The sequence below is a fragment of the Streptomyces sp. NPDC085932 genome (assembly GCF_044540525.1).
Taxonomy (GTDB): domain Bacteria; phylum Actinomycetota; class Actinomycetes; order Streptomycetales; family Streptomycetaceae; genus Streptomyces; species Streptomyces levis.
On sequence record NZ_JBITSJ010000007.1, the window covers coordinates 251,774 to 271,752 of the forward strand.

At 72.3% G+C, this 19,979-nt stretch carries 18 protein-coding genes; 7 read left to right on the top strand and 11 right to left on the bottom strand.

Annotated features, from left to right (window positions below; translation table 11 throughout):
* Positions 1 to 9 precede the first annotated feature (9 nt).
* Positions 10 to 519 carry a glutathione peroxidase gene (locus ACIGAQ_RS31235; RefSeq protein WP_311681552.1) on the top strand — a complete coding sequence of 170 codons (510 nt, stop codon included), beginning with the start codon at positions 10 to 12 and terminating at the stop codon, positions 517 to 519.
* 140 nt (positions 520 to 659) lie between these two features.
* Here the strand turns inward: ACIGAQ_RS31235 and ACIGAQ_RS31240 are convergent, their stop codons facing one another.
* The 3 genes from ACIGAQ_RS31240 to ACIGAQ_RS31250 form a co-directional block, all read right to left on the bottom strand.
* Positions 660 to 851, bottom strand: coding sequence for a DUF397 domain-containing protein (locus ACIGAQ_RS31240; RefSeq protein WP_114253634.1), 192 nt, complete (start codon positions 849 to 851; stop codon positions 660 to 662).
* Between the two features lie 196 nt (positions 852 to 1,047).
* Positions 1,048 to 1,905 (bottom strand): helix-turn-helix domain-containing protein, encoded by an 858-nt coding sequence (locus ACIGAQ_RS31245; protein ID WP_399788872.1) that lies wholly within the window; start codon positions 1,903 to 1,905, stop codon positions 1,048 to 1,050.
* A gap of 254 nt (positions 1,906 to 2,159) precedes the next feature.
* A complete protein-coding gene (locus tag ACIGAQ_RS31250) occupies positions 2,160 to 2,912 on the bottom strand; it encodes a GPP34 family phosphoprotein (protein ID WP_311681550.1) in 753 nt (250 codons plus the stop codon).
* 236 nt (positions 2,913 to 3,148) lie between these two features.
* Between ACIGAQ_RS31250 and ACIGAQ_RS31255 the strand changes: the two genes are divergently transcribed.
* Together ACIGAQ_RS31255 and ACIGAQ_RS31260 are read left to right on the top strand one after the other, a co-directional pair.
* Positions 3,149 to 5,968, top strand: coding sequence for a D-alanyl-D-alanine carboxypeptidase (locus tag ACIGAQ_RS31255; RefSeq protein WP_399788875.1), 2,820 nt, complete (start codon positions 3,149 to 3,151; stop codon positions 5,966 to 5,968).
* A 196-nt stretch (positions 5,969 to 6,164) separates the two neighbouring features.
* On the top strand, positions 6,165 to 8,078 hold the full coding sequence (locus ACIGAQ_RS31260) for an MFS transporter (protein ID WP_311681547.1): 1,914 nt from the start codon (positions 6,165 to 6,167) through the stop codon (positions 8,076 to 8,078).
* Positions 8,079 to 8,091: 13 nt separating this feature from the next.
* Here the strand turns inward: ACIGAQ_RS31260 and ACIGAQ_RS31265 are convergent, their stop codons facing one another.
* The gene (locus ACIGAQ_RS31265; RefSeq protein WP_399788878.1) at positions 8,092 to 8,931 is read right to left on the bottom strand and encodes a hypothetical protein; all 840 of its coding nucleotides are present in this window, start codon (positions 8,929 to 8,931) and stop codon (positions 8,092 to 8,094) included.
* Positions 8,932 to 9,009: 78 nt separating this feature from the next.
* On the opposite strand from ACIGAQ_RS31265, the gene ACIGAQ_RS31270 reads away from it, so the two are divergent.
* Positions 9,010 to 9,795 (top strand): SDR family oxidoreductase, encoded by a 786-nt coding sequence (locus ACIGAQ_RS31270; RefSeq protein ID WP_362279555.1) that lies wholly within the window; start codon positions 9,010 to 9,012, stop codon positions 9,793 to 9,795.
* Positions 9,796 to 9,921: 126 nt separating this feature from the next.
* Entirely contained in the window at positions 9,922 to 11,496 is a 1,575-nt protein-coding gene (locus tag ACIGAQ_RS31275; protein WP_311681544.1) for a sodium:solute symporter family protein, read from the top strand.
* A gap of 63 nt (positions 11,497 to 11,559) precedes the next feature.
* On the opposite strand, the gene ACIGAQ_RS31280 is transcribed toward ACIGAQ_RS31275, so the two are convergent.
* The 6 genes from ACIGAQ_RS31280 to ACIGAQ_RS31305 all read right to left on the bottom strand — a co-directional run bounded on the left by ACIGAQ_RS31280 (position 11,560) and on the right by ACIGAQ_RS31305 (position 16,436).
* Entirely contained in the window at positions 11,560 to 12,867 is a 1,308-nt protein-coding gene (locus ACIGAQ_RS31280) for a phytase (protein WP_399788881.1), read from the bottom strand.
* A gap of 164 nt (positions 12,868 to 13,031) precedes the next feature.
* Positions 13,032 to 14,150 carry an ADP-ribosylglycohydrolase family protein gene (locus tag ACIGAQ_RS31285; protein ID WP_399788885.1) on the bottom strand — a complete coding sequence of 373 codons (1,119 nt, stop codon included), beginning with the start codon at positions 14,148 to 14,150 and terminating at the stop codon, positions 13,032 to 13,034.
* Positions 14,151 to 14,270: 120 nt separating this feature from the next.
* Entirely contained in the window at positions 14,271 to 14,531 is a 261-nt protein-coding gene (locus tag ACIGAQ_RS31290; protein WP_392117499.1) for a hypothetical protein, read from the bottom strand.
* The gene (locus ACIGAQ_RS31295) at positions 14,528 to 14,875 is read right to left on the bottom strand and encodes a DUF6247 family protein (RefSeq protein ID WP_392117502.1); all 348 of its coding nucleotides are present in this window, start codon (positions 14,873 to 14,875) and stop codon (positions 14,528 to 14,530) included. The genes ACIGAQ_RS31290 and ACIGAQ_RS31295 overlap by 4 nt, the downstream gene beginning before the upstream one ends.
* Before the next feature lie 101 nt (positions 14,876 to 14,976).
* Positions 14,977 to 15,765 carry a helix-turn-helix domain-containing protein gene (locus tag ACIGAQ_RS31300; protein ID WP_399788889.1) on the bottom strand — a complete coding sequence of 263 codons (789 nt, stop codon included), beginning with the start codon at positions 15,763 to 15,765 and terminating at the stop codon, positions 14,977 to 14,979.
* Positions 15,766 to 16,013: 248 nt separating this feature from the next.
* Positions 16,014 to 16,436: an ATP-binding protein gene (locus ACIGAQ_RS31305; RefSeq protein ID WP_311681539.1), complete on the bottom strand. Its 423-nt coding sequence runs from the start codon at positions 16,434 to 16,436 to the stop codon at positions 16,014 to 16,016.
* A 112-nt stretch (positions 16,437 to 16,548) separates the two neighbouring features.
* Here ACIGAQ_RS31305 and ACIGAQ_RS31310 point away from each other — a divergent pair, with 112 nt between their 5' ends.
* Both ACIGAQ_RS31310 and ACIGAQ_RS31315 read left to right on the top strand, forming a co-directional pair.
* The gene (locus ACIGAQ_RS31310; protein WP_311681537.1) at positions 16,549 to 17,361 is read left to right on the top strand and encodes a helix-turn-helix transcriptional regulator; all 813 of its coding nucleotides are present in this window, start codon (positions 16,549 to 16,551) and stop codon (positions 17,359 to 17,361) included.
* The gene (locus tag ACIGAQ_RS31315; RefSeq protein WP_311681535.1) at positions 17,358 to 17,549 is read left to right on the top strand and encodes a DUF397 domain-containing protein; all 192 of its coding nucleotides are present in this window, start codon (positions 17,358 to 17,360) and stop codon (positions 17,547 to 17,549) included. Before ACIGAQ_RS31310 ends, ACIGAQ_RS31315 begins: the two co-directional genes overlap by 4 nt.
* On the opposite strand, the gene ACIGAQ_RS31320 is transcribed toward ACIGAQ_RS31315, so the two are convergent.
* The gene (locus ACIGAQ_RS31320; RefSeq protein WP_399788894.1) at positions 17,533 to 19,935 is read right to left on the bottom strand and encodes a tetratricopeptide repeat protein; all 2,403 of its coding nucleotides are present in this window, start codon (positions 19,933 to 19,935) and stop codon (positions 17,533 to 17,535) included. The genes ACIGAQ_RS31315 and ACIGAQ_RS31320 overlap by 17 nt on opposite strands.
* Positions 19,936 to 19,979 lie beyond the last annotated feature (44 nt).

The window sequence follows — 19,979 nt, forward strand, 5'->3', positions numbered from 1 at the left end:
CATCCGCCCATGACGACTACTGAGAACACCGGTTCCTCGCCCCTCGACGTCGAGATCGGCTCCCTGCAGGGCGGCCCCGCCGACCTGTCCCAGTTCGCGGGCACGGCGGTGCTCGTGGTGAACGTGGCCTCCAAGTGCGGCCTGACCCCGCAGTACGCCGGTCTGGAGAAGCTCCAGGAGCGCTACGCCGAGCGCGGCTTCACGGTCCTCGGCGTGCCCTGCAACCAGTTCCTCGGCCAGGAGCCGGGCAGCTCCGAGGAGATCGCGGAGTTCTGCTCGGCGACGTACGGCGTGACGTTCCCGATGACGGAGAAGGTCGAGGTCAACGGGGAGAACCGGCACCCGCTCTACGACCGGCTCACCGGCTTCGCCGACGCCGAGGGGCACAGCGGGGACATCCGCTGGAACTTCGAGAAGTTCCTGATCGGCCGGGACGGCACGGTCGTCGCCCGCTTCTCGCCGCAGACCGAGCCGGAGTCGGCCGAGGTCGTGGCGGCGATAGAGGCCCAGCTGGCCTGAGCCCCGGCTGTTTCACCCCGCCGGGCCCGGACGGACGGGCCGGCGGTCGCGCGGGCACAAGCGGAGCCCTCTCGGCAAGGACGGCGATACTGGTCGAGAGGGCTCTTGCGGTGGTGCTTGTGCTGTTGTCGATCTCGTGGTCAGGCCTTGACCGAGGCCACGAAGGCGTTCCACGCGTCGGCGGGGAACGCCAGCTTGGGGCCCTCGGGGACCTTCGTGTCCCCGAGCTCCAGGGCCTCTTCGACGGTCGACCTGACCATCACACAGGCGCCGTTGTTGTTGGTGTAGGAGGACGTCGTCCACGTTTCCGTGGCGCCCAGACGAATTGCCATGTTCGCTCCGTAGCCAGTTGCGTTTACGCCAACCCGTGCTGGTGGTTGGCGTGATCGACGCTACTCGCCCACATCCTCGTTCGGAGCAGTCATTCACTCGACCGGATGGCATATTCCAGGGGAGACTTCCAGTCAGGCGTGTCAGGGGTGTAGCATCCCGCGCTTTGCCCGGTGGACGGCCTCTTCCGGCGGCGGTTCAGCGTGCGTAGTCCTTCGCCAGACGCTCGATGAGCTGCCGCGACTGGTCCACGTTCAGCGACTGGGCGCGCAGGTGCTCGTACATCACCGTGTACTTCTGCACGTCGAGCGGTTTCTCCAGGTACAGGTCGCTGGTGACGCCCTCGATGTACACGACGCTGGAGTCGGCCGCGTCGGCGAACTCCAGGATCGAGTACTGGCCGTTGATGCCGGCGTGCGCGCCGACCTCGAACGGCAGCACCTGCACGGTGATGTGGGGCAGCTGCGACATCTCGATCAGATGCTCCAGCTGCTCGCGCATGACTTCCTTGCTGCCCACGACCCGGTGCAGGGACGCCTCGTCCAGCACCACCCACAGCCGCAGCGGGTCCGTCTCGGCGGTGATACGGCCCTGCCGGCGCAGCCGGACCTCGACCCGCTTGTCGTTGTCCGCCTCGGACGCCTCGGGCGAACCGCCCCGGATGATGGCCTCGGCGTACGCCCGCGTCTGCAGCAGGCCGGTGATGATCTGCGGTTCGTAGACCCGGAGCGACTCGGCGTCCGTCTCCAGGCCGATGTAGACGGAGTAGGGGATGTCGCCGAAGGCGTGCCACCAGCCCTGCTGGCGCGAGTCCTTGGCCATCTGCATCAGCGAGTCGACGATCCGCTGGTCCTCGACCTCGTAGACGCCGCACAGGTCGCGCACGTCGCGCTGGCTGATGCTGCGCCGCCCGTTCTCCAGGCGGCTGATCTTCGACTGCGACACCAGCAGCCGCTCGGCCACTTCCTCGGCCGTCATGCCCTTGAGCTCCCGGAGCCTGCGGAGCTCCTGGCCCAGCCGGCGCCGCCTGACGGTGGGATTGACATTGGACGCCACGGGACGTGCACCTCCGGCTGCGTGCCTCTACTTTGCGTATCTGCTGTTGAGCAGACTGCCACCAAGGTGCTTCCTACCGCTGGGAAACGGTGGATATGCGACGGGTACACGCCAGTTCGGGCACGGCACGCCGAGCGGGGCGGCGAGAGTCTGCACTCTCGCCGCCCCGCTCGGACAGCGGCTCCCGTGACCGGGCTCGTGGGGTCCCGTGGTGTGTACCGGTCGTCGGTCGTGCCGGTGCGGCGCGGCGCGGCTCAGTGGGCCACGGCGCGCGCCATGGATCCGTGGCGCGGCTGCATCGGAACGCCTCGGGCGGGTTCCGGTGCGGGCCTGGCTCCGGCGGCCGGACGGCCGGTCGGGGCCGGGCTGCGGCGCGGCTGGGCCGCCGCGCCGTTCTGGACGTCCATCACGGCGTGCGCGACGAGACCGCCCATGGGGTCGTGCCTGATCAGGTCCCTGAGCCGGGAGCGAGAGGAGCGTCCCTCGTTGCCCGGGTACAGGTGCTTGCCGAGGCCGACCGCGTGCGCCAGGGCGGCGAGCGCCGCGGTCCGCGGGTCCGGCGGTACGCCGGTGCGGATCGCGGAGTCCAGCCGGGCCCTGATCTCCCGGCTGATCTCGGTGTCCGTCGCCTGGTAGCGAGTCGTCGGCAGCACTCCGCACATCTGGCCCGCCACGGCATGCACCATGCCGCACCGCTCCAGATGCGAGAGGTAGGTCTGGCGGAGCCCCAAGCGCGGCCCGCCGATCCAGTGGACCGCCCGTACGGGAGCGCCGCGCCTTCGCAGCAACTCCAACGCGCAGTCCAGAGTCGGATCTCCAGTCGGCCGTGGTACCACCACGGCGATACGATCCCCGTCTGGGGCTATCCGTCCGGCCAGCGCCAGCTCCACTAGCTGTGCTCCGGCCAGACCGAGGTCGAGCGACTGCGGCTGTGCGGTGGTACCCGTGGCCGGGTCCAACGCCAGCAGCAGAAGCTCCTCCGGAAGTGTTCTGCGGCTCCTGCCCATCCATGCCTCCCCGCGTGGATGAATGACAGGGTGACCCCTCTCACATTGGTCTGTCGAGGGTGCGTGACCGGTTCGTAGTGGAACCAGTAGGTATGTCGTTCTCGTCTACCGGATGGGTCCGGTCCGCACACAGGACACTGGTACATGGTTCGGACAGCGCCGGGGAGCGTTGTCAGGGCGGCGGTTCACGGTTCGGTACGCGCACGCGGGTGGTGCGGCGCGAGGAGGAGGCATCGGTGGCGGGCGAGTCCCCCGACAGGTCGAAGCAGCGCGAGTCGTCGGCAGAACCGACGTCGGGGAGCGCGGGTCCGGTTCCCGGCGCCAGGAGCGAGTCCGCGGACCCGCGGCTCGCGATGGCGCGGGAGGCGAAGGGGTCATCGGGGCGGAGCGTCGACACGGCGACCCGCGTGCTGTCCGCACGGACGGCCGACGAGCCGCGGGACGCGGAGCGCGACGCGAGCGCCCCGGGCACCGAGGAGACGGCGGAGGCGTCCGCGGAGCGTGCGGAGTCCGCGGAGAAGGCCGGTGAGGGCTCCGGCGCATCGTCCGGGTCCGGTGCGTCTTCGGGCTCCGGTGAGCGGGGCGAGGGCGACTCCGGCGGTACGGACGGACGGCTGCGGGACGCGGTGGCGGCGTGGGTCGCCACGGCGGACGGCGACGAGAAGCAGGCCGGTACGGGCAAGGAGTCCCAGGGGGACGCCGAGGACTCGCGGGCATCGGACGCCGACGCCGGCACGGGCGCCGAGAGCGACGACGAGCCTGTTGACGGCGACGGGGGCGTGCGGGACGACCGGCGTGACGCCGAGCAGGCCGCCGATGCGGTGGTGGAGCCCTCGGACGCCCGGGAAGACGCCCAGGAGGCCGCTGGGGCGGCGCCTGAGGGTTCCCGGAGCCAGGACGAGGCCGAGGGGGCCGAGCAGCCGGAGGCGGACCGTTCCGCCACGGCCGGTGGCACCACGGCCGCGGAGCAGACCGAGCCGACCGCCTCCACCGACACCGACACCGACACCGACGAGGCGAGCGGCACGAGCCCCGCGACTGCGGCCGACGGCAGGACCGCCACGCCGGACGGCGACGCCGAGGCCGCGCCCGGCTCCGACGGCAAGGCGAGCGGCACGAGCCCCGCGGCTGCGGCCGACGGCGGCGAGGGCAAGCCCACCGCGCCCGAGTCCGACGACAGCAAGAAGACCAGCACAAGCCCCGCGGCTGCGGCCGACGGCGGCGAGGCCGGGTCCGCGGCCGAGTCCGACGACGGCAAGAAGAGCGGCACGGCCTCCGCCCCGGCAGCCGACGGCACCGAGGGCAGGCCCACCGGGCCCGCCGGGACCGCCACGCCGGACGGTGACGCCAAGGCCGCGCCCGGCGGCAGCCCCGCCCCGGCAGGCGCCGCCCCCAAGGCCGCGGCCCCGGCCTCGGCGGCGGCATCCAAGGCCGACACGGACAACGACGGCGACACCGACACCGAGACGGACGCCGACGCCGACCGCGGCGTGCGGTCGGGGGCCGCTTCCGGTGAGTCCGTCGAAGAACCGCCCGTCGATCAGCCCACCGCCGTCTTCAAGGCTGTGCGGCCGCCCGTCGATCAGCCCACCACCATGCTCAAGCTCGGCGGCGGCACCAAGGACGCGGGCGAGAAGGACGCCGAGCGGACCAGTAAGTTCGTCGCGCTGAAGCCGCTGGACGACCCGGCGAGCCGGAAGCCCGTCCCGCCGGCCGAGGCCACCGCGCCCGTCCCCGCCGTCGGCCCCGAGCGGACCACCCAGCAGCCGCTGCCGCCGAAGCCGCCGCTGGACCTGCTGGCCGAGCTGACGAACACCCCGCCGCCCCCGGACACCCCGCTGCGCACGGCCGTGCGGCGGGTGAAGATCTGGACGCCGCTGGTGCTGCTGCTGGTGATCGTCTTCGCGGTCGTGCAGAACGTGCGCCCGCTGCCGACGCCCACCCTCGAACTCACCGCGAAGGACAGCCACACCTTCGAGGGCGGCCAGGTCGACATCCCCTGGCCCGCCAAGGGCCAGGCCGCGCTGGACGTCCAGGGCATCGGCACGTTCGGCTCGTCCGGCGAGCAGAAGCCCGTGCCGATCGCCAGCGTCGCCAAGGTCATGACCGCCTACGTGATCCTGCGCGACCACCCGCTCAAGAGCGGTGCCGAGGGGCCGAAGATCGACATCGACCAGGCCGCCGAGGACCAGTCCGACGCCGGCCAGGAGTCCACCGTCGACGTCACCAAGGGCGACAAGATCTCGCAGCGGGAGGCCCTGGAGAGCATCCTGATCGCGTCCGCGAACAACGTGGCGCGCCTGCTGGCCCGCTGGGACGCGGGGTCCGAGAAGGCGTTCGTGCAGAAGATGAACGACGCCGCCAAGGACCTCGGCATGAAGAACACGACGTACACCGACCCGTCGGGCCTGAACAACACGACCGTCTCCACGGCCGTGGACCAGGTGAAGCTCGCCAAGGCCGCCATGCAGCAGCCCGCCTTCCGCGAGGTCGCTGCGATGATGTCGTACGTCGACTACAAGGGCACCAAGCACGACAACTGGAACCGCCTGGTCGGCTCCAACAACGTCACCGGCATCAAGACCGGCACCACCACCTCGGCGCTCGGCAACCTCGTCTTCTCCGCGAAGAAGGACGTGAACGGCGAGACGCACCGGATCATCGGCGCGGTCGTGCGCCAGCCGGCCGGCGGCCCCGACAACACCATCCTGGGCGCCGCGCTCTACGAGGGCGACCGGCTGATCAAGGCCGCGCAGGGCGCCCTGGAGTCGGCGACGATCCTGAAGAAGGGCACGGTCGTCGGGTACGCCGACGACGGTCTCGGCGGCCGTACGCCGGTCGCCGTCACCGAGGACGTCACGGCCGTCGGCTGGGCGGGCCTGTCCGTGAAGCTGACGTTCGCGGCGGACGAGCTGCCGCACACGGCCGAGGCCGGCACGAAGGTGGGCACGCTCACCGTCGGGGACGGCAGCAGCGGCGCCGTGAAGGTCCCGGTCGCCCTCCAGGAGGACCTGGTGGAGCCGGGCTTCGGGGCCAAGCTCACGCGCATCGGCTGAGCCGGGGCGCCGCCCCGCGCGAGCGCACCCCGCCGGCGGCGGCCCGTCCGGGCCGCTGCCCGGCGGGGTGCGTGCTAGCGTCACGAATCGGGGCAGGTCGCCGCGCGCGGCGACGCGGCCGGGGACCGGGGGCGAACGGGACGCGGCCGGGGGAAGAAGCCGAGAAGAGAAGACGGGACACGGGGAGTGCCTTCGAGTGGCCACTGCGGAGCCGACACGCGCAGACGACACCGGTCCGGGCCCGGCATCCGGCCCGCGAATAGGCGCGTCCACCCCACGCGACCCCGGCGCACCTGAGCCCACGCCGCCGCACGGCACGCCCGGTCGCGCGCCGGACGGCCCGGCCGACGGAGCGCCGGAGGGCACGCCCTCGGGGTTCCGCTGGCCCGGCTTCGTACTGGCCGTGCGTGAGCGGATGCTGCGCCACCCCGTGCTGTCCGTCACGGGCCTGGCCGGAGTGCTGCACGTCGTCTGGTTCTTCACCTTCGCGAACAGCGGGGGCGACCTGGCCGCGCAGGACGCGTGGGCGGAGTTCGTCGGCCGGCACCCGGACTCGGCGTACAACCTGGCCTGGTACGGCGGCATGCACCCGGTGTCGTACAGCGTGGTCTCGCCGTACCTGATGTCCGTGCTCGGTGTGCGGACGACGATGATGATCGCCGGGACGGTGTCGGCGGGGCTGCTCACGCTGCTCCTGCTGCGCTCGCGTTCCGTGCGCAATCCGCTGTGGGCGTCGCTCGCGGGCGTGTTCGGGCTGTTCTGCAACGCCGTGTCCGGCCGCGTGACCTTCGGTCTGGGCATGATGTTCGCGCTCGGCGCGGTGGCGGTGGTGTTCTGCTGGCCGTACCGGTGGCGGTACAAGCGCTGGGCGAAGGCCCTGTGCGCGGCGCCGCTGGCCGCGCTGGCGACCATGGCGTCGCCGGTGGCGGGCCTGTTCGTGGGCCTGGTGGCCGTGGCGCTGTTCCTGCAGAAGCGGCGGCCGGGCGCGTGGGCGCTGGGGCTGGCGCCGAGCGCGGTGGTCGCGGTGTCGGCGTGGCTGTTCCCGTTCTCGGGGACGCAGCCGATGATGTTCGGCTCGGTGCTGCTGCCGCTGGCGTTCTCGGTGCTCGTCCTCGTGCTGGTGCCGCGGGACTGGAAGACGGTCCGGCTCACGGCCGCGGTGTACGGCCTGGGGGTCGTGCTGGTGTGGCTGATCAGCTCGCAGATCGGGTCGAACATCACGCGTCTTGCGATGCTGTTCGCCGGGGTGGCGCTGGTGGCGGCGCTTCCGTTCACGGTGCCGCGCAGCCGCAAGTGGTACGCGGCGGTGGTCGCGCTGGTCGGGTTCGCGGTGTGGATCGGCTTCAAGACGGTCGACGACATCGTGCACACGGCCCCGGCGGCCTCCTGGTCGCGTGAGCTGGCGCCGCTCGTGAACGAGTTGCAGGAGGTCGGCGCGGAGAAGGGCCGGGTCGAGGTCGTCCCGGCGCGTTCCCACCGTGAGGCGTCCGCCCTCGCGCCCTACGTCAACCTGGCCCGCGGCTGGAACCGGCAGGCGGACATGGAGCGCAACCCGCTCTTCTACGACGACACGCTGAACTCGGCGAACTACCACGAGTGGCTCAAGCGCTGGGCGGTGCACTACGTGGTGCTGCCGAAGGACGAGCCGGACGGCGACGGCGGCGAGCGGGAGAGGGCGCTGGTGCAGCGCGGTCTGCCCTATCTGAACCAGGTGTGGGGCGACGCGAACTGGCAGCTGTTCAAGGTCACCGATCCGACCCCGCTGGCCGAGCCGAACGCCGTCGTCGACCGGGCCGAGCAGGGCGAGATGGTCCTCCAGGTGCGCGAGGCGGGCCGGATCCTGGTCCGCATCCCGTACTCGCCGTGGCTGAGCATCGTCGACGCGGAGGGCAAGAGCCTGGAGCCGCCGCAGGAGACGGAGGCCTCCAAGGACCGCCCGGAGGGCGAGCCGAAGACGTACGTCAACGTCAACGGCTGCCTGAGGGAGACGGAGGAGGACGCCCAGGGCGACCGCTGGACGGAACTGCTGGCCCCGAAGCCGGGCACGTACCGCCTGGCGGCCCCCTACCAGCTGCCGCGCGGGACGCCGTGCCCGGAGGAACTGCGCTGACCGGTCCGGGCCCTCAGCGGAGGCGGTCCACGTAGTGGTCGGTGCCCGGGACGGTCGGGAGGAACGGGGCGACCAGTTCCACCCGGCCCAGGCCCGATTCCGCCATGGCCGTGTCGAGGCCGGTGAAGTACGGGTCCCAGCACTCCCCCGGGTCCGCCTGGAGGAACCACAGCAGGGTCAGGCGGGTGTCGACGCCCTCGACCTGTTTGACGTAGGTCATGCGGTCGCCGGGCAGCGGGGTGGGGCGGAAGACGGTGACCAGCGCCGCCGGTGAGCCCGCGAGGCGCTCGGGGAGGTGGCGTGTGCGCAGCCACTCCAGGAGCGGGGGCCGCTGCTCGGGGGTGTCCGCCTCGACGACCTGGAGGACGAGGCCCGCGTAGGGGTGGTCGAGGGCGTGGACGTCGCGCGGTCCGGCCGCGCCGTCGCGGTACACCGTCGTCTCGTGGTCCTGGAACGCCGTGAGGACGTGGGTGCGGTCGTGGTGAATGCGGCCGTCGCGGTTGAGGCGCCTGTTGATGGCGACGGTCCAGCGCATGTGGTCGTCGTAGCGGCCGGCGGTGATCCAGTAGGTGGAGAGGTAGCAGCCGGCGGTGACCGGCCGGGCGATCGTGGACTTCTCCGGGTAGCGCAGGAGTTGCAGGTCCCGGGTGGCCACCCAGCGGCGGCCCGCGTACATCCAGGGCATGGCCATCGCGCCGGCGTAGTAGTGGTCGTCCTCGTACCAGCGGTTGTAGGCGTACTCGTGGCCCGGGTGCGGTTCGACCAGGGTGATCAGGGCGTGTCCGGGGCGGGTGCCGTAGGGGCCGACGGCGGCCAGTTCGGCGTACAGCTCGCTGCGGGTGTCCTCGCTCATGGCTTCCCCTTCCTCGGCGGGCGGTTCATACTCTGACGCTCCGTCAGATATTGCGCCAGGGGTCCGGGGAGGTCTGCGATGGCACTGCTCGCGGGGAAGACGGTCGTGGTGTCGGGGGTCGGGCCCGGGCTCGGGCGGCAGGTCGCGGCGGCCGTCGTGCGGGACGGCGGGCGGGCCGTGCTCGGGGCCCGCACCGAGGCGAGCCTGGCGAAGACGGCCGCCGAGCTCGACCCGGGCGGGGCGCGCACCGCGTACCGGGCCGCCGACATCACCGACGAGGCACAGTGCGAGGCCTTGGCCGCGCTGGCCGTGGAGCGGTTCGGGCGGATCGACGCCGTGGTCCACGTGGCCGCGCTGGACCGTCACTTCGGCGGACTGGAGGACGCGGACTTCGAGGCCTGGCGGGCCGTGCTGGACGTGAATCTGCTGGGCACGCTGCGGATGACCCGGGCCTGTCTGCCGTCGCTCAAGGAGGGCGGCGGCTCGGTGGTGTTCATCGGCACGCAGTCGGCGGTGGCGGCCCCGTCGCAGGTGCGGCAGGCGGCGTACGCGGCGTCGAAGGGGGCGCTGACGAGCGCGATGTACTCGCTCGCCCGGGAGCTCGGGCCGCACCGGATCCGCGTCAACACGGTGCTGCCGGGCTGGATGTGGGGACCGCCGGTGCAGGCGTTCGTCCGGCTCACCGCGCAGGCGGAGGGCGTGTCCGAGGCGGCCGTGCTGGAGCGGCTGACCGAGCGGGTGGCGCTGCCCGAACTGGCCGCGGACGCGGACGTGGCCGACGCGGCGGTGTTCCTGGCGTCGGACCGGGCGCGGTCGATCACCGGACAGTCGTTGCTGGTCAACGCCGGGGAGCTGATGCGATGAGTTCACATAGATGAACTGAGGCCATCACGCCGAACATTTTTACCTCCCTTTGACCCAACGCTGACTTGTCGTGCTCACGCGGCAGCACCCACGATGAGCGCCGGGCTGATCCCTGGGAGGGCGCACATGAACGGTCTCGACTGGGCCGTGCTCATCGGCTATTTCGCCGTGATGGTCGCGATCGGCGTCTGGTCGCACAAACGGGTGGACAACGTCAGTGACTTCTTCACCGCCGGCGGCAAGATGCCGTGGTGGCTGTCCGGCATCTCGCACCACATGTCGGGCTACAGCGCGGTGATGTTCACCGGGTACGCGGGCATCGCCTACACCTACGGCGTCACGTCCTTCGTCACCTGGTCCTTCCCCATCGCCCTCGGCATCGCCATCGGGTCGAAGCTGTTCGCGCCGCGCATCAACCGGCTGCGCTCCCGGCTCCACGTGGCCTCCCCGCTGGAGTACCTGAAGAACCGCTACGACCTGAAGACCCAGCAGGCGCTGGCCTGGTCGGGCATGCTGCTGAAGATCGTGGACGTGGGCGCGAAGTGGGCGGCGATCGCCACGCTGCTCTCCGTCTTCACCGGGATCTCCCTCAACCAGGGCATCCTGATCACCGGCGGCATCACGGCCATCTACTGCACGATCGGTGGCCTGTGGGCGGACGCGCTGACCGAACTCGGCCAGTTCGTCATCCAGTTGCTCGCCGGCATCGCGATGTTCGTGGCGGTGTTCGTCCGGCTCGACGACCACGGCGGCTTCTTCGGCGTCTGGGACTCCCCCGAGCTCCAGGGCCATGAGAAACCGCTGGTCGGCCCGTACGGCACGGTGTTCCTGCTGGCGTTCCTGTTCATCAAGCTCTTCGAGTACAACGGCGGCATGCTCAACCAGGCCCAGCGCTACATGGCCACCCCGAACGCCAAGGAGGCCGAGCGCTCGGCCCGGCTGTCGGCGATCCTGTGGCTGGTCTGGCCGCTGGTGCTGTTCTTCCCCATGTGGATGTCACCGCTGCTGGTCGAGTCGCAGAAGCCGGACGGCTCCGACTCCTACGCCCTGATGACCGAACAGCTGTTGCCGCACGGCCTGCTGGGCCTGGTCATCGTCGGCTTCTTCTCGCACACCATGGCCATGTGCTCCTCGGACGCCAACGCCATCGCGGCCGTGTTCACCCGGGACTGCGCGCCGGTGATCTGGGCGCGGGCCCGGCGCTGGAACGAGAGCCAGGGCCTGCGGGTCGCCAGGATCGCGACGGTCGTCTTCCTCGGTCTGTCCATGGCGGCGGCGACGCAGGTCAACTCGCCCACGTTCAAGGACATCATCACGGTCGTCATCAAGTGGGTGGCCGGTCTGATGGGCCCGATGGCGATCCCGATGATGCTGGGCCTGCTGCGCGCGTTCCGCAGGTCGGGCCCGACCGCGGCCCTGGCCAGCTGGTCGATGGGCCTGCTCGCCTTCTGGCTGGTGAACTACCCGATCAACTGGAACGTCGAGGGCGGCGTGCCGCTCCAGTACCAGGTGTCGGTGCCGCTGGCGGTGTCGCTGGTGCTCTACGTCCTCATCGGCTACCTCAAGCCGGAGGACACCCCGGAGCGGCTGGCGCTCATCGAGAAGATCAACACCGACGGGGACGGGGCCGCCGCGGCCGCCGTGCCGGCGCCTGCCGGTGGTGTCGAGGACACCGCCGTGCGCACGACGGTGAAGGACTAGCGGCGGCGCCGCTGCGACGACGGTACGCCCTCCGCCCGCAACGGGCGGAGGGCGTACGGCCGTTCAGTCGTCCTCGTCCAGCGCGCCGGTGACCTTGCGCAGGTCGACGAACTTGAAGTCGGTGTTGTCGCGGACCTCCCCTTCGGCGTCCGTCTCGTCCGGGGTGTTGTGCCCGTCCTGCACCACGAGGAGGCCCTTGGGGTAGCGGGAGCCGAGGGGCGCGTTGAGCACGGCGGCGCCGTCGCACTCCTCGGAGCCGTCGACGGTGCCGGCGGTGATGCGGAAGCCGCTCTCGTACTCGTTGCCGTCGGAGACCTCGCGGTCGTACGCGGCGAAGGTGTCGTCGCCCTGGCTGGAGGCGAGCAGGTAGCCGTCGCCGTCGCCCTCGTCGAGGAGGGTGAGGCCCTCGACGTCGGCGGACAGGTGCGTGCCGCCGTAGCCGGGGTCGGTGCCCGCCACGCACTCCTCGGTCGCCTCGTCGTAGGTGGCGGTCACGCCGTACTCCCGGACCTTGTCGATCAGCTTGGGCCTGCCGGTGAGGTCGGCGGGCAGCCGCCAGATGCCGACGTCCTCCTGGCCGGCGTACAGCACCTTGTTCGCCGGGTCCACGACCATGCCCTCGACCTGCGGGAGGTCGCCGGGGTCGCCGCAGGGGGTCCAGGAGGTGCCGTTCGGGAGCGTGAAGGAGGCGGGCAGGTCGTAGGTGCGCACCTGCCGGTAGGTGACCGCTCCGGCGGGGGTCGTCGTCAGCTCCAGCAGGGCGAGCCGGGTGCGGCTGCGCCGGCTGACGACGGCGTAGGAGCGGCCGGTGGCCTTGTCCTTCCAGGTGGCCAGGCCGTAGGGGGTGGCCTGGTCGTTGACCTCGTCCTGGGTCCGGGAGAAGACCAGCGGGGCGTTCGGGTCGGTGACGTCGGTCAGCGGCCGGGCGGCGCCGGGGGTGATGCGGTAGATCCGCAGGTGGTCGCGGCCGCGGTCGGTGACGACGGCGACGTCGGCGCGGCCGGCCGGCAGCGGGAACCCGGAGATCAGGTCCACGTTGTTGAAGCGGCCCGGCTTGTCGTCCGGGGTGGGCGCGGGCGGCGCCGGGATCGACTGCACCTCCTGGCCGGCCAGGTCGTACACGCGCAGGCCGCCTTCCTTGGCGGTGGCGATGACGAGGCTGGCGTCGGGGTCGGCGGCGTTGCGCCAGATCGCCGGGTCGTCGGCGTCGGCGTTGCCGCCGGCCTCGTCGCCGTACAGGGCCGGGGTCTCGGTGGTGGCGGTCACCGCCGGGAGCCCGGAGCCGGCGGCCCGGGCCGGGGCGGGCAGGACCGCCATGGCCGTCAGGACCGCGGCGATCGCGGCCGTCTGTGTCCCGCGCAGCTTGCGCACAGTGCCTCCACAAAGGGGGATGATCGGACGAGACCCGGTGGTGCGGCCACGGGAGGTGATCCCCGTGCCGGGCCGTGCACATCCTGTGGACCGAAGGTGACGCGACGACCACGGTACGGTGACGTGCCCATGCCACGGGAGTGAGCACGGGGAAGAGGTGCGTCCTACACGGCGCGCGGGTAGCGGGCCAGCCAGCCCGGGGAGGAGCCCGCCGGGCCGTGCAGGGCCGGGCCCTGGGTCATCTCCATGGCGAAGTCGTCGGCCAGTTCCAGGATCGTGGGGCGGCCCTCCAGCTCGGCCAGCCAGGCCGGGGGCAGGGCGGTCTCGCCGTGCAGGGCGCCGAGCAGGCCGCCGGTCAGGGCCCCGGTGGCGGCGGAGGGGCCGTCGTGGTTGACGGCGAGGCACAGGCCGTGGCGGACGTCGGCGGCCACCAGCGCGCAGTACACGGCCGCCGCGACGAGTCCCTCCGCGGTGCCCGTTCCGCTCAGCTCGGCGACCCGCTCCGGGCCGGGCATGCCTTGGCGCACCGCGCCCAGCGCGTGCTGCAGGGCCTCCGCGACGGGCTGGTGGCCGGGGCGGGTGGCGAGCAGGGCGAAGGCGCGCTGCACGGCGGCGTCGAGGCTCTCGCCGAGGGCCAGCCCGTGCACGATCACCGCGTACGCGCCCGCCGCGAGGCAGGCCGTGGGGTGGCCGTGGGTCTGTGCCGCGCACTCCACGGCGAGCTGGGCGACGAGCTGCGGCTCCCAGCCGACGAGCAGCCCGAACGGCGCGGACCGGGCGGCGGGCTCGGGCCCGGCCTCGCCCGGGTTCTTCGGCGCGTCCGGGGTCCCCATGGTGTCGTCGCCGAGTCCGAGGAGCAGCGCGCGGCTGGGGTCGCGGCGTACGTACAGCCACTCCTCGCGAGCCAGCCAGCCGTCCTCCTTGCGGCGCTCGTCGGGTCCCCAGTCCCGCTGGGTGGCGGCCCAGCGCAGGTAGGCCCGGTGCAGGTCGGTGGGCGGGTGCCAGGCCCCGGTGTCCCGCCGCACCTGGGCCCTGATCAGGCCGTCCACGGAGAACAGGGTGAGCTGCGTGAGGTGCGTGACGGCACCGCGTCTGCCGTAGGCCGGGGCGAGGTCCAGCAGCCCCTCGGCCCCGTGCGCCTCCCGGATCGCGTCGATCCCGAGCCCGTCCACCGGCGCGCCCAGCGCGTCCCCGACGGCCACGCCGAGCAGGGTCCCGCGCACCCGGCTGCGAAAGTCCTGCTGCTCCGTACGCCCCCAGACGGCACCGGCAGTCGCACCCACCTTGACCTCCCAGGGCACCGTCCATACGTACGACAGCTCGCCACTGTAATCGAATGGGGACGGTGGGTTCAGGGGGTGGGACGGGGTGGGGGTGGGCCAGGATTCCCGGAGCGGGACGGGTCAGCCGTACCAGGTCACGTTGCAGACGTAGACGCACTCGTGGCGCGGCACGGCAAGGAAGCTGATGAAACCGCGCCCACCCAATAGGTCGAACTCACGCAGTCCGGCCTCCCTGTCGAACGGTCTGCCGACTCGCACGGCGTCATGGCCGAGAGCTGCCAGTTCCGCGGCAAGCCGTTCGACCTCCGCCACTACACCGGGTGGCAAGCCGTTCGTCACATAGTCGGCGCTCGGGTTGTAGTCCCAGGACCAGTCCGTCACAGTCCTGCCTCGGCCTCTGCGGCGTCCCGGATGGCGCGGATCTCGGCAATGGCCTCGGTCGGGTCCTGTTCGCCGGCATCGACGATGCGCTCCAGCTCCCGCAGACGCTCGGCCCTGGCGGGGTGGCGCTCGATCGCGACGAAGACGGCCCATGAGTGCACGAAGGCGCGCAGGGGCGCCAGGCTCTGAGTCTGCTGAGCATTGGTCGTCGCCTCGAAGAGGTGCTGCGTCAGCGTCGGGAGACGACTCGGGGCGATCCGTGCCACGGCATCACGCAGTGCGTCCGGAGTCAGCTGAGGCATGGGGATCAGCGGCCCGTACGGGCCGTCGCTCTGAGCGCTCACGGTGACCTCCGGTGCTGGTGATTCGCTCCTCGTACGGTACCGGCGAACGCCGTGGGGAGCCGCTGAGACGGCACAGACCACATGATTCGGACTCGGCATCGTCACGCTGCCCTGTGCGCGTCGGTTCGGCAGTCGCGGCAGTGGCCGGGGTGGGGGGCGCGGAAGGCTCGGTCGCAGCCGTCGCAGGTCTGGAGGGGGTCCGGGCGGACCACGGGCGGGGAAGGGGGTGGGGCCGAGGGGAGCGGTGGGGGGAGGAGGGCCGTCAGGCGGTGGGCCAGCAAGGCCGCCGGGTGCTGGATCGGCGCCGTGGGCAGGCCCGTCGTCAGCGCGCGCCGGACCGCCTCGGCGGGAACCCCGCGCTCCAGCCACGCCGTGACCGCCGGGGCCAGGCGCCGCACGTCCCGCTCGCTGAGCAGCAGGCGGGAGTCGAGGACGCGGAGGCCGGTGAGGACGTCGGAGGCCGCCGAGCGGTCCGGCAGCGGAGCCGCCTTGCCCTCCGGGCGGGGCGTGGCGGGTGCCGGGCGGGGCTCCGGGTCGGCGGCGGTCCGGGGCTTGTTGTACGAGACCGTGCGGGTTACGACTCGGCCCGATTGAAGACGCTCCCTGGGGCGAGCGAGGTAACCGTGGGCCTCCAGTTCGCGCAGGGCCGCCGCGATCCGGATCTCGCCCTCCGGGAACTTGCCCGCCAGCGCCTTGATGCCGACCGGCGTCCCGGCGGGCAGCGACTGGATGTGCACCGCCAGGCCGATGGCCGTCAGCGACAGGTCCGGGTGCTGGGCGAGGTGGTTGCCGACGACCGTGAAGTGGTCGTCGTGGCGTTCCGTCACGTGCTGGACACCTGAAGTGCCGGACTGCGCGCGCGAGGGCGCGCTAGGGTGCTGCTCAGTCATCGGGAAGCGCTTCTCTTCCTTGGTGATCAGGCCCTCGCAGTGGGATGGCAGTCCCGGCGGGGGCCGTATTCGTTTGTGCGGTTGTCTGCGCCGACGCTGCACCATCGACTGCCCGCAGCGCCAGCCGAGTTGGTGATGTTCACCCCTGCGGGTGAGCCGCGGGGGCGGCGGGGGTGGGTGGGTTCTTTTCCCGGTTCTTTTGGTTCTTGGTGTCGGGACCGGCCGGGTCATGACGCACCGCGATGCGGTCACGCCGACGCCAGTTCGGCCCAGACCGTCTTGGCGCCGGCCGGGGCCCGCGTCACCCCCCAGCGGTCGGTGTACGCCTCCACGATGCGCAGACCCCGGCCTCCTTCCGCGTCCTCCTCCACCGGGTCCGGGACGCGCGGGATCCGGTCGCCCCGGGCGTCCGTGACCTCGACGCGGAGCGTGCGGTCGGCGCGCAGCTCCAGCCGCAGCCGGAAGTCCCTGCCGGGCACCCGTCCGTGCCGTACGGCGTTGGACGCCAGCTCGGCCACGACCTGCGCGGCGGCCTCGTGCGGCTCGCCCCACGCGTCGAGTTGGCGTTCGGTGAGCAGCCGCGCCAGTCGCGCACCTCTTCGAGTCGCCGACAGCTGAACGGCGAAGTGGCGGGTGTGCGCGGGGATCCGGGTGGGGGATTTCTGACTCATGTCACCCAGCGTGGTCGCCCGTCCCTACTCTGAACAGCTACGACCTCGGTACGGAGCGTGACTGTCCGGCCGCGCGGCGGGGTCGTACGGGTCGTACGTCAGGAGGGGACGCGTGGAGGACGAGGAAGCGGCGGCCGTGCTCAGGACCGTCGGGCGGCAGATCAAGATGTGGCGCGAGGCAGCGGGGCTGAAGCAGGCGGAGTTGGGCGCGGCCATCGGGTACGGCGAGGAGATGGTGTCGTCGGTGGAGCGGGCCCGCCGCATCCCCAAGCCGGATTTCCTCGACAAGGCGGATGAGGTGCTCCACGCCGGGGGCAAGCTCGCCGCGATGAAGGAGGATGTGGAGAAGGCTCGGTATCCGAAGACGGTGCGGGATCTGGCGAAGCTTGAGGACGAGGCCCTCGAACTCGGGGCCTACGACAATCACCAGATTCACGGGCTCCTTCAGACGCAGGAGTACGCCCAGGCGTTGTACGCCATGAGGCGACCGGCCTTCACCGAGGACGAGATCGAGCGGTACGTCGCTGCACGCATGGCACGGAAGGCCGTGTTCGATCGCGTGCCGCGGCCGCTCATCACCTTTGTCCAGGAAGAGACGACGCTACGCAGGCCTGTCGGAGGCAGAATGGTGCTGCGCCGACAACTCGAACACCTGTTGGAGGTGGCCAAGTTGCGGCACGTGTCGATCCAGGTCATGCCGACGGACCGGGAGGATCACGCGGGGATGGCAGGTCCGTTCCGAGTGCTGAAGTTGCAAGAGGGCAAGACCCTGGGGCACTTCGAGGCCCAGCTGCACAATCGCGTGATCAGCGACCCCCGGGACGCCCAGATCCTCGACATGCGCTATGGAATGATCCGGGCGCAAGCCCTGTCGCCCGAAGAGTCCCTGGCCTTCATCGGAAAAGTTCTGGGAGAAGAGACGTGACCACAGAGCTCGTCTGGTTCAAGAGCAGCTACAGCAGCAACGACGGCCCTGACTGCCTCGAAGCCGCCATATCCCCCACCCCGCACCTCACCCTGCTCGTCCGCGACTCCAAGCACCGCGACGGTGCCCGGCTCGCCTTCACCCGCGCCGCCTGGTCGGAGTTCCTCGCGTTCACGGCAGGTCGCTGACCCGGAGCACCTCCGCCCTGCGGTCCAGCGCCCAGGCGTATCCAGGCCGGAGTTCCACCGCACGGTCCAGGTCGGCCAGCGCCTCGGCGTGGCGGCCGAGCCGGGCCAGGGACGCGCCCCGGCTGGCGTACGCCGAGGCGTAGCCGGGATCCAGGGTCAGCGCGACGTCCAGGTCGGCGATCGCCTCCTCGTCGCGGCCCGCCATCCGCAGCGCGTCGCCGCGTTCGCAACGGGCCCACGGCCAGTCGGGGTTGAACGACAGGGCGTGGTCGAGGTCGGCGAGCTGGCGCGCCGTGTCGCCCAGGGCGCGCCACACCCGGGCGCGGCGGGCGAGGGCCCAGGCGTAGTCCGGCTTGAGGTCGAGGGCCTGGTTCAGGTCGGCGAGGGCCGCGTCCGGGTCTCCGGCGCGGTCGTGCGTGGCGCCCCGGGACGCCCAGGAGAACTCGTTCGCCGGGTCGAGGCGGACGGCCTCGGTCAGGTCGCGGATCGCCTCGGTGTCGTGCCCGGCCAGCCGGTGGTGTTCGCCGCGCAGGGCGACGTACCAGGCGTTGCCCGGTTCCAGCGCGACGGCCCGGTCGAGGTCGGTGATCGCCGCGTCGAGGTCGCCCAGCCGGCCGTGGAGCACGGCGCGGTTGCGGTACGCGAGGGCCAGTCCGGGATCCAGGGCGACGGCCCGGTCGTACTCGGTGAGGGCCTGCTCGTGGGCGCCGTCGTCGCGCAGTTCGTCGCCGCGCAGAAGGCGCGCGCGGGCCTGGGTCGGGGTGTCGAGTCCCGCGCGGCGCAGGAGGAGGCCGAGTGCGGAGACGATGCCGTCCGCGTCGAGTGCCGCGGTGAGTTCCGCGCCCCACCCGGCCGCCGCCTCCGCCTCCGCGTCCTGGCCGGCGTCCAGCAGGGCCCGTGCCCCTCGCGCGGCCACACCCGCCCCCGCCTCGCAGGCGTGGACGACGTCGTGCAGCGCGCGCGGCAGCGCGTCCCGTGTCCCGGCGCACAGCAGGTGGTACGTCTCGGCCAGCCGGAGTTCCCGCCACGCCTCGTCCGACCAGAGCGCGCCGGGCTCCCGGTCCGTCTCCGTCTCCTCGCGCCAGGTGCGGAACGTGGCGGCCAGCCGCCGGTGCCGCTCGGCCCAGCCGCGCGGTGACCTCCGCCGTTCGGCGCGCAGCATCGGCGCCCGCACGACGTCGTGGTAGCGCAGCCGCTGCCCGCCCCGGTCGGTCACGAACGGCATGCCGCGCAGCCACGCGTAGACGCCCTCCGCCTCCTCCGCCGGGCAGTCGGCCGCCGCCCGGAACACGTCCGCGTCCAGCCAGCGGGGCAGCGCGCAGGCCAGCGCGGCGGCCCGCCGGACGGGGTCCCGCTCCCAGCGCAGGAAGCGGTCGACGGCCGTGGCGCTCGGGTCGCCGACGTCGTCCGGGTCGGCGGGGCGGGACTCGGCGAGGGTGGAGACCAGGACGGGCAGGCCGCCGGTGAGGCGCAGGACCTCCCGGACGACCGGTTCGGCGGTCACGCCCCGGCCCGCCAGCAGGCCGCGCGCCTCCGCCTCGGTGAAGGGCCCGAGCGGCACGTCCGTGACGAAGTCCCGCAGGCCGCCCCAGCGGGCCGGGTCGACGGGGCGCTGGCCCGCCGTGACGACCACCGCCGTGGCGGGCACGGCGCCGTGGCGGTCGGTCGTCATCGTCTCGTGCAGCCAGGGGTCCAGGTAGGGGGCGGTGCGCTCGTAGGTGTCGAAGAAGAGGGCGATCCAGGGGGCCGAGCCGGCCGCCTGCGTGAGTTCGCGCAGGAAGACCGGCGTGAGGATCCGCTCCGGGGCGAGGACCAGCTGGGCGTCCTCGTGGTCGCGCAGCCGGGCCAGCATCCGCGTCCGCAGCCGGTCGGCGCCTTCGGCGAGCTGGTCGGCGTCGAGCAGACCCGCCAGCGGCCCGGCGACCGGGACCATGCCCAGCGCCACCACACCGGCCCGGGCCGCCAGCCGCCCGCCCGCCGACGGGCCGTCCTCCTCCTCCGCCTGTGCGGCGAGCGCGGCCAGCTCCGCCTCGTGCCGGCGCTCGCGATGGTCGGCGAGGAGGCGGTCCAGCTCCTTCATGCGGCGGCCCTGGGCGGCGAACTGGCGGCTGATCTCCGCCAGCACCTCCGGCAGGCTGCCGGCGCCGTCGTCGACCCGGGCCGTCAGCGCGCCCTGCTCGCGGGCGATCTGCTCCCACTCGCGCAGCAGGAACGTCTTCCCGACGCCCGCGTTGCCGTGCACGTGGTAGCGGAAACGGTGACGTTCGTCGTGCGGCTCGGTGGCGAAGTTGGCCCGGAACAGGGCGCGTTCGGCGGACCGGCCGACGAAACCGGCCCGGGTGCGCCGCCGTATCAGGTCCTGCATCGACGGGCCCGTCTGCGCCATTCGCAGCTCTCCCTCCAACTCGCCCTCGGTCGCGCGGTATCCGC

Excerpts from the sequence above, each read along its gene's own strand:
- ACIGAQ_RS31240 (WP_114253634.1), bottom strand. The coding sequence starts at position 851 with ATGGCAATTCGTCTGGGCGCCACGGAAACGTGGACGACGTCCTCCTAC.
- ACIGAQ_RS31235 (WP_311681552.1), top strand. The coding sequence starts at position 10 with ATGACGACTACTGAGAACACCGGTTCCTCGCCCCTCGACGTCGAGATC.
- ACIGAQ_RS31305 (WP_311681539.1), bottom strand. The coding sequence starts at position 16,436 with ATGAGTCAGAAATCCCCCACCCGGATCCCCGCGCACACCCGCCACTTC.
- ACIGAQ_RS31300 (WP_399788889.1), bottom strand. The coding sequence starts at position 15,765 with ATGACTGAGCAGCACCCTAGCGCGCCCTCGCGCGCGCAGTCCGGCACT.
- ACIGAQ_RS31270 (WP_362279555.1), top strand. The coding sequence starts at position 9,010 with ATGGCACTGCTCGCGGGGAAGACGGTCGTGGTGTCGGGGGTCGGGCCC.
- ACIGAQ_RS31265 (WP_399788878.1), bottom strand. The coding sequence starts at position 8,931 with ATGAGCGAGGACACCCGCAGCGAGCTGTACGCCGAACTGGCCGCCGTC.
- ACIGAQ_RS31250 (WP_311681550.1), bottom strand. The coding sequence starts at position 2,912 with ATGGGCAGGAGCCGCAGAACACTTCCGGAGGAGCTTCTGCTGCTGGCG.
- ACIGAQ_RS31275 (WP_311681544.1), top strand. The coding sequence starts at position 9,922 with ATGAACGGTCTCGACTGGGCCGTGCTCATCGGCTATTTCGCCGTGATG.
- ACIGAQ_RS31320 (WP_399788894.1), bottom strand. The coding sequence starts at position 19,935 with ATGGCGCAGACGGGCCCGTCGATGCAGGACCTGATACGGCGGCGCACC.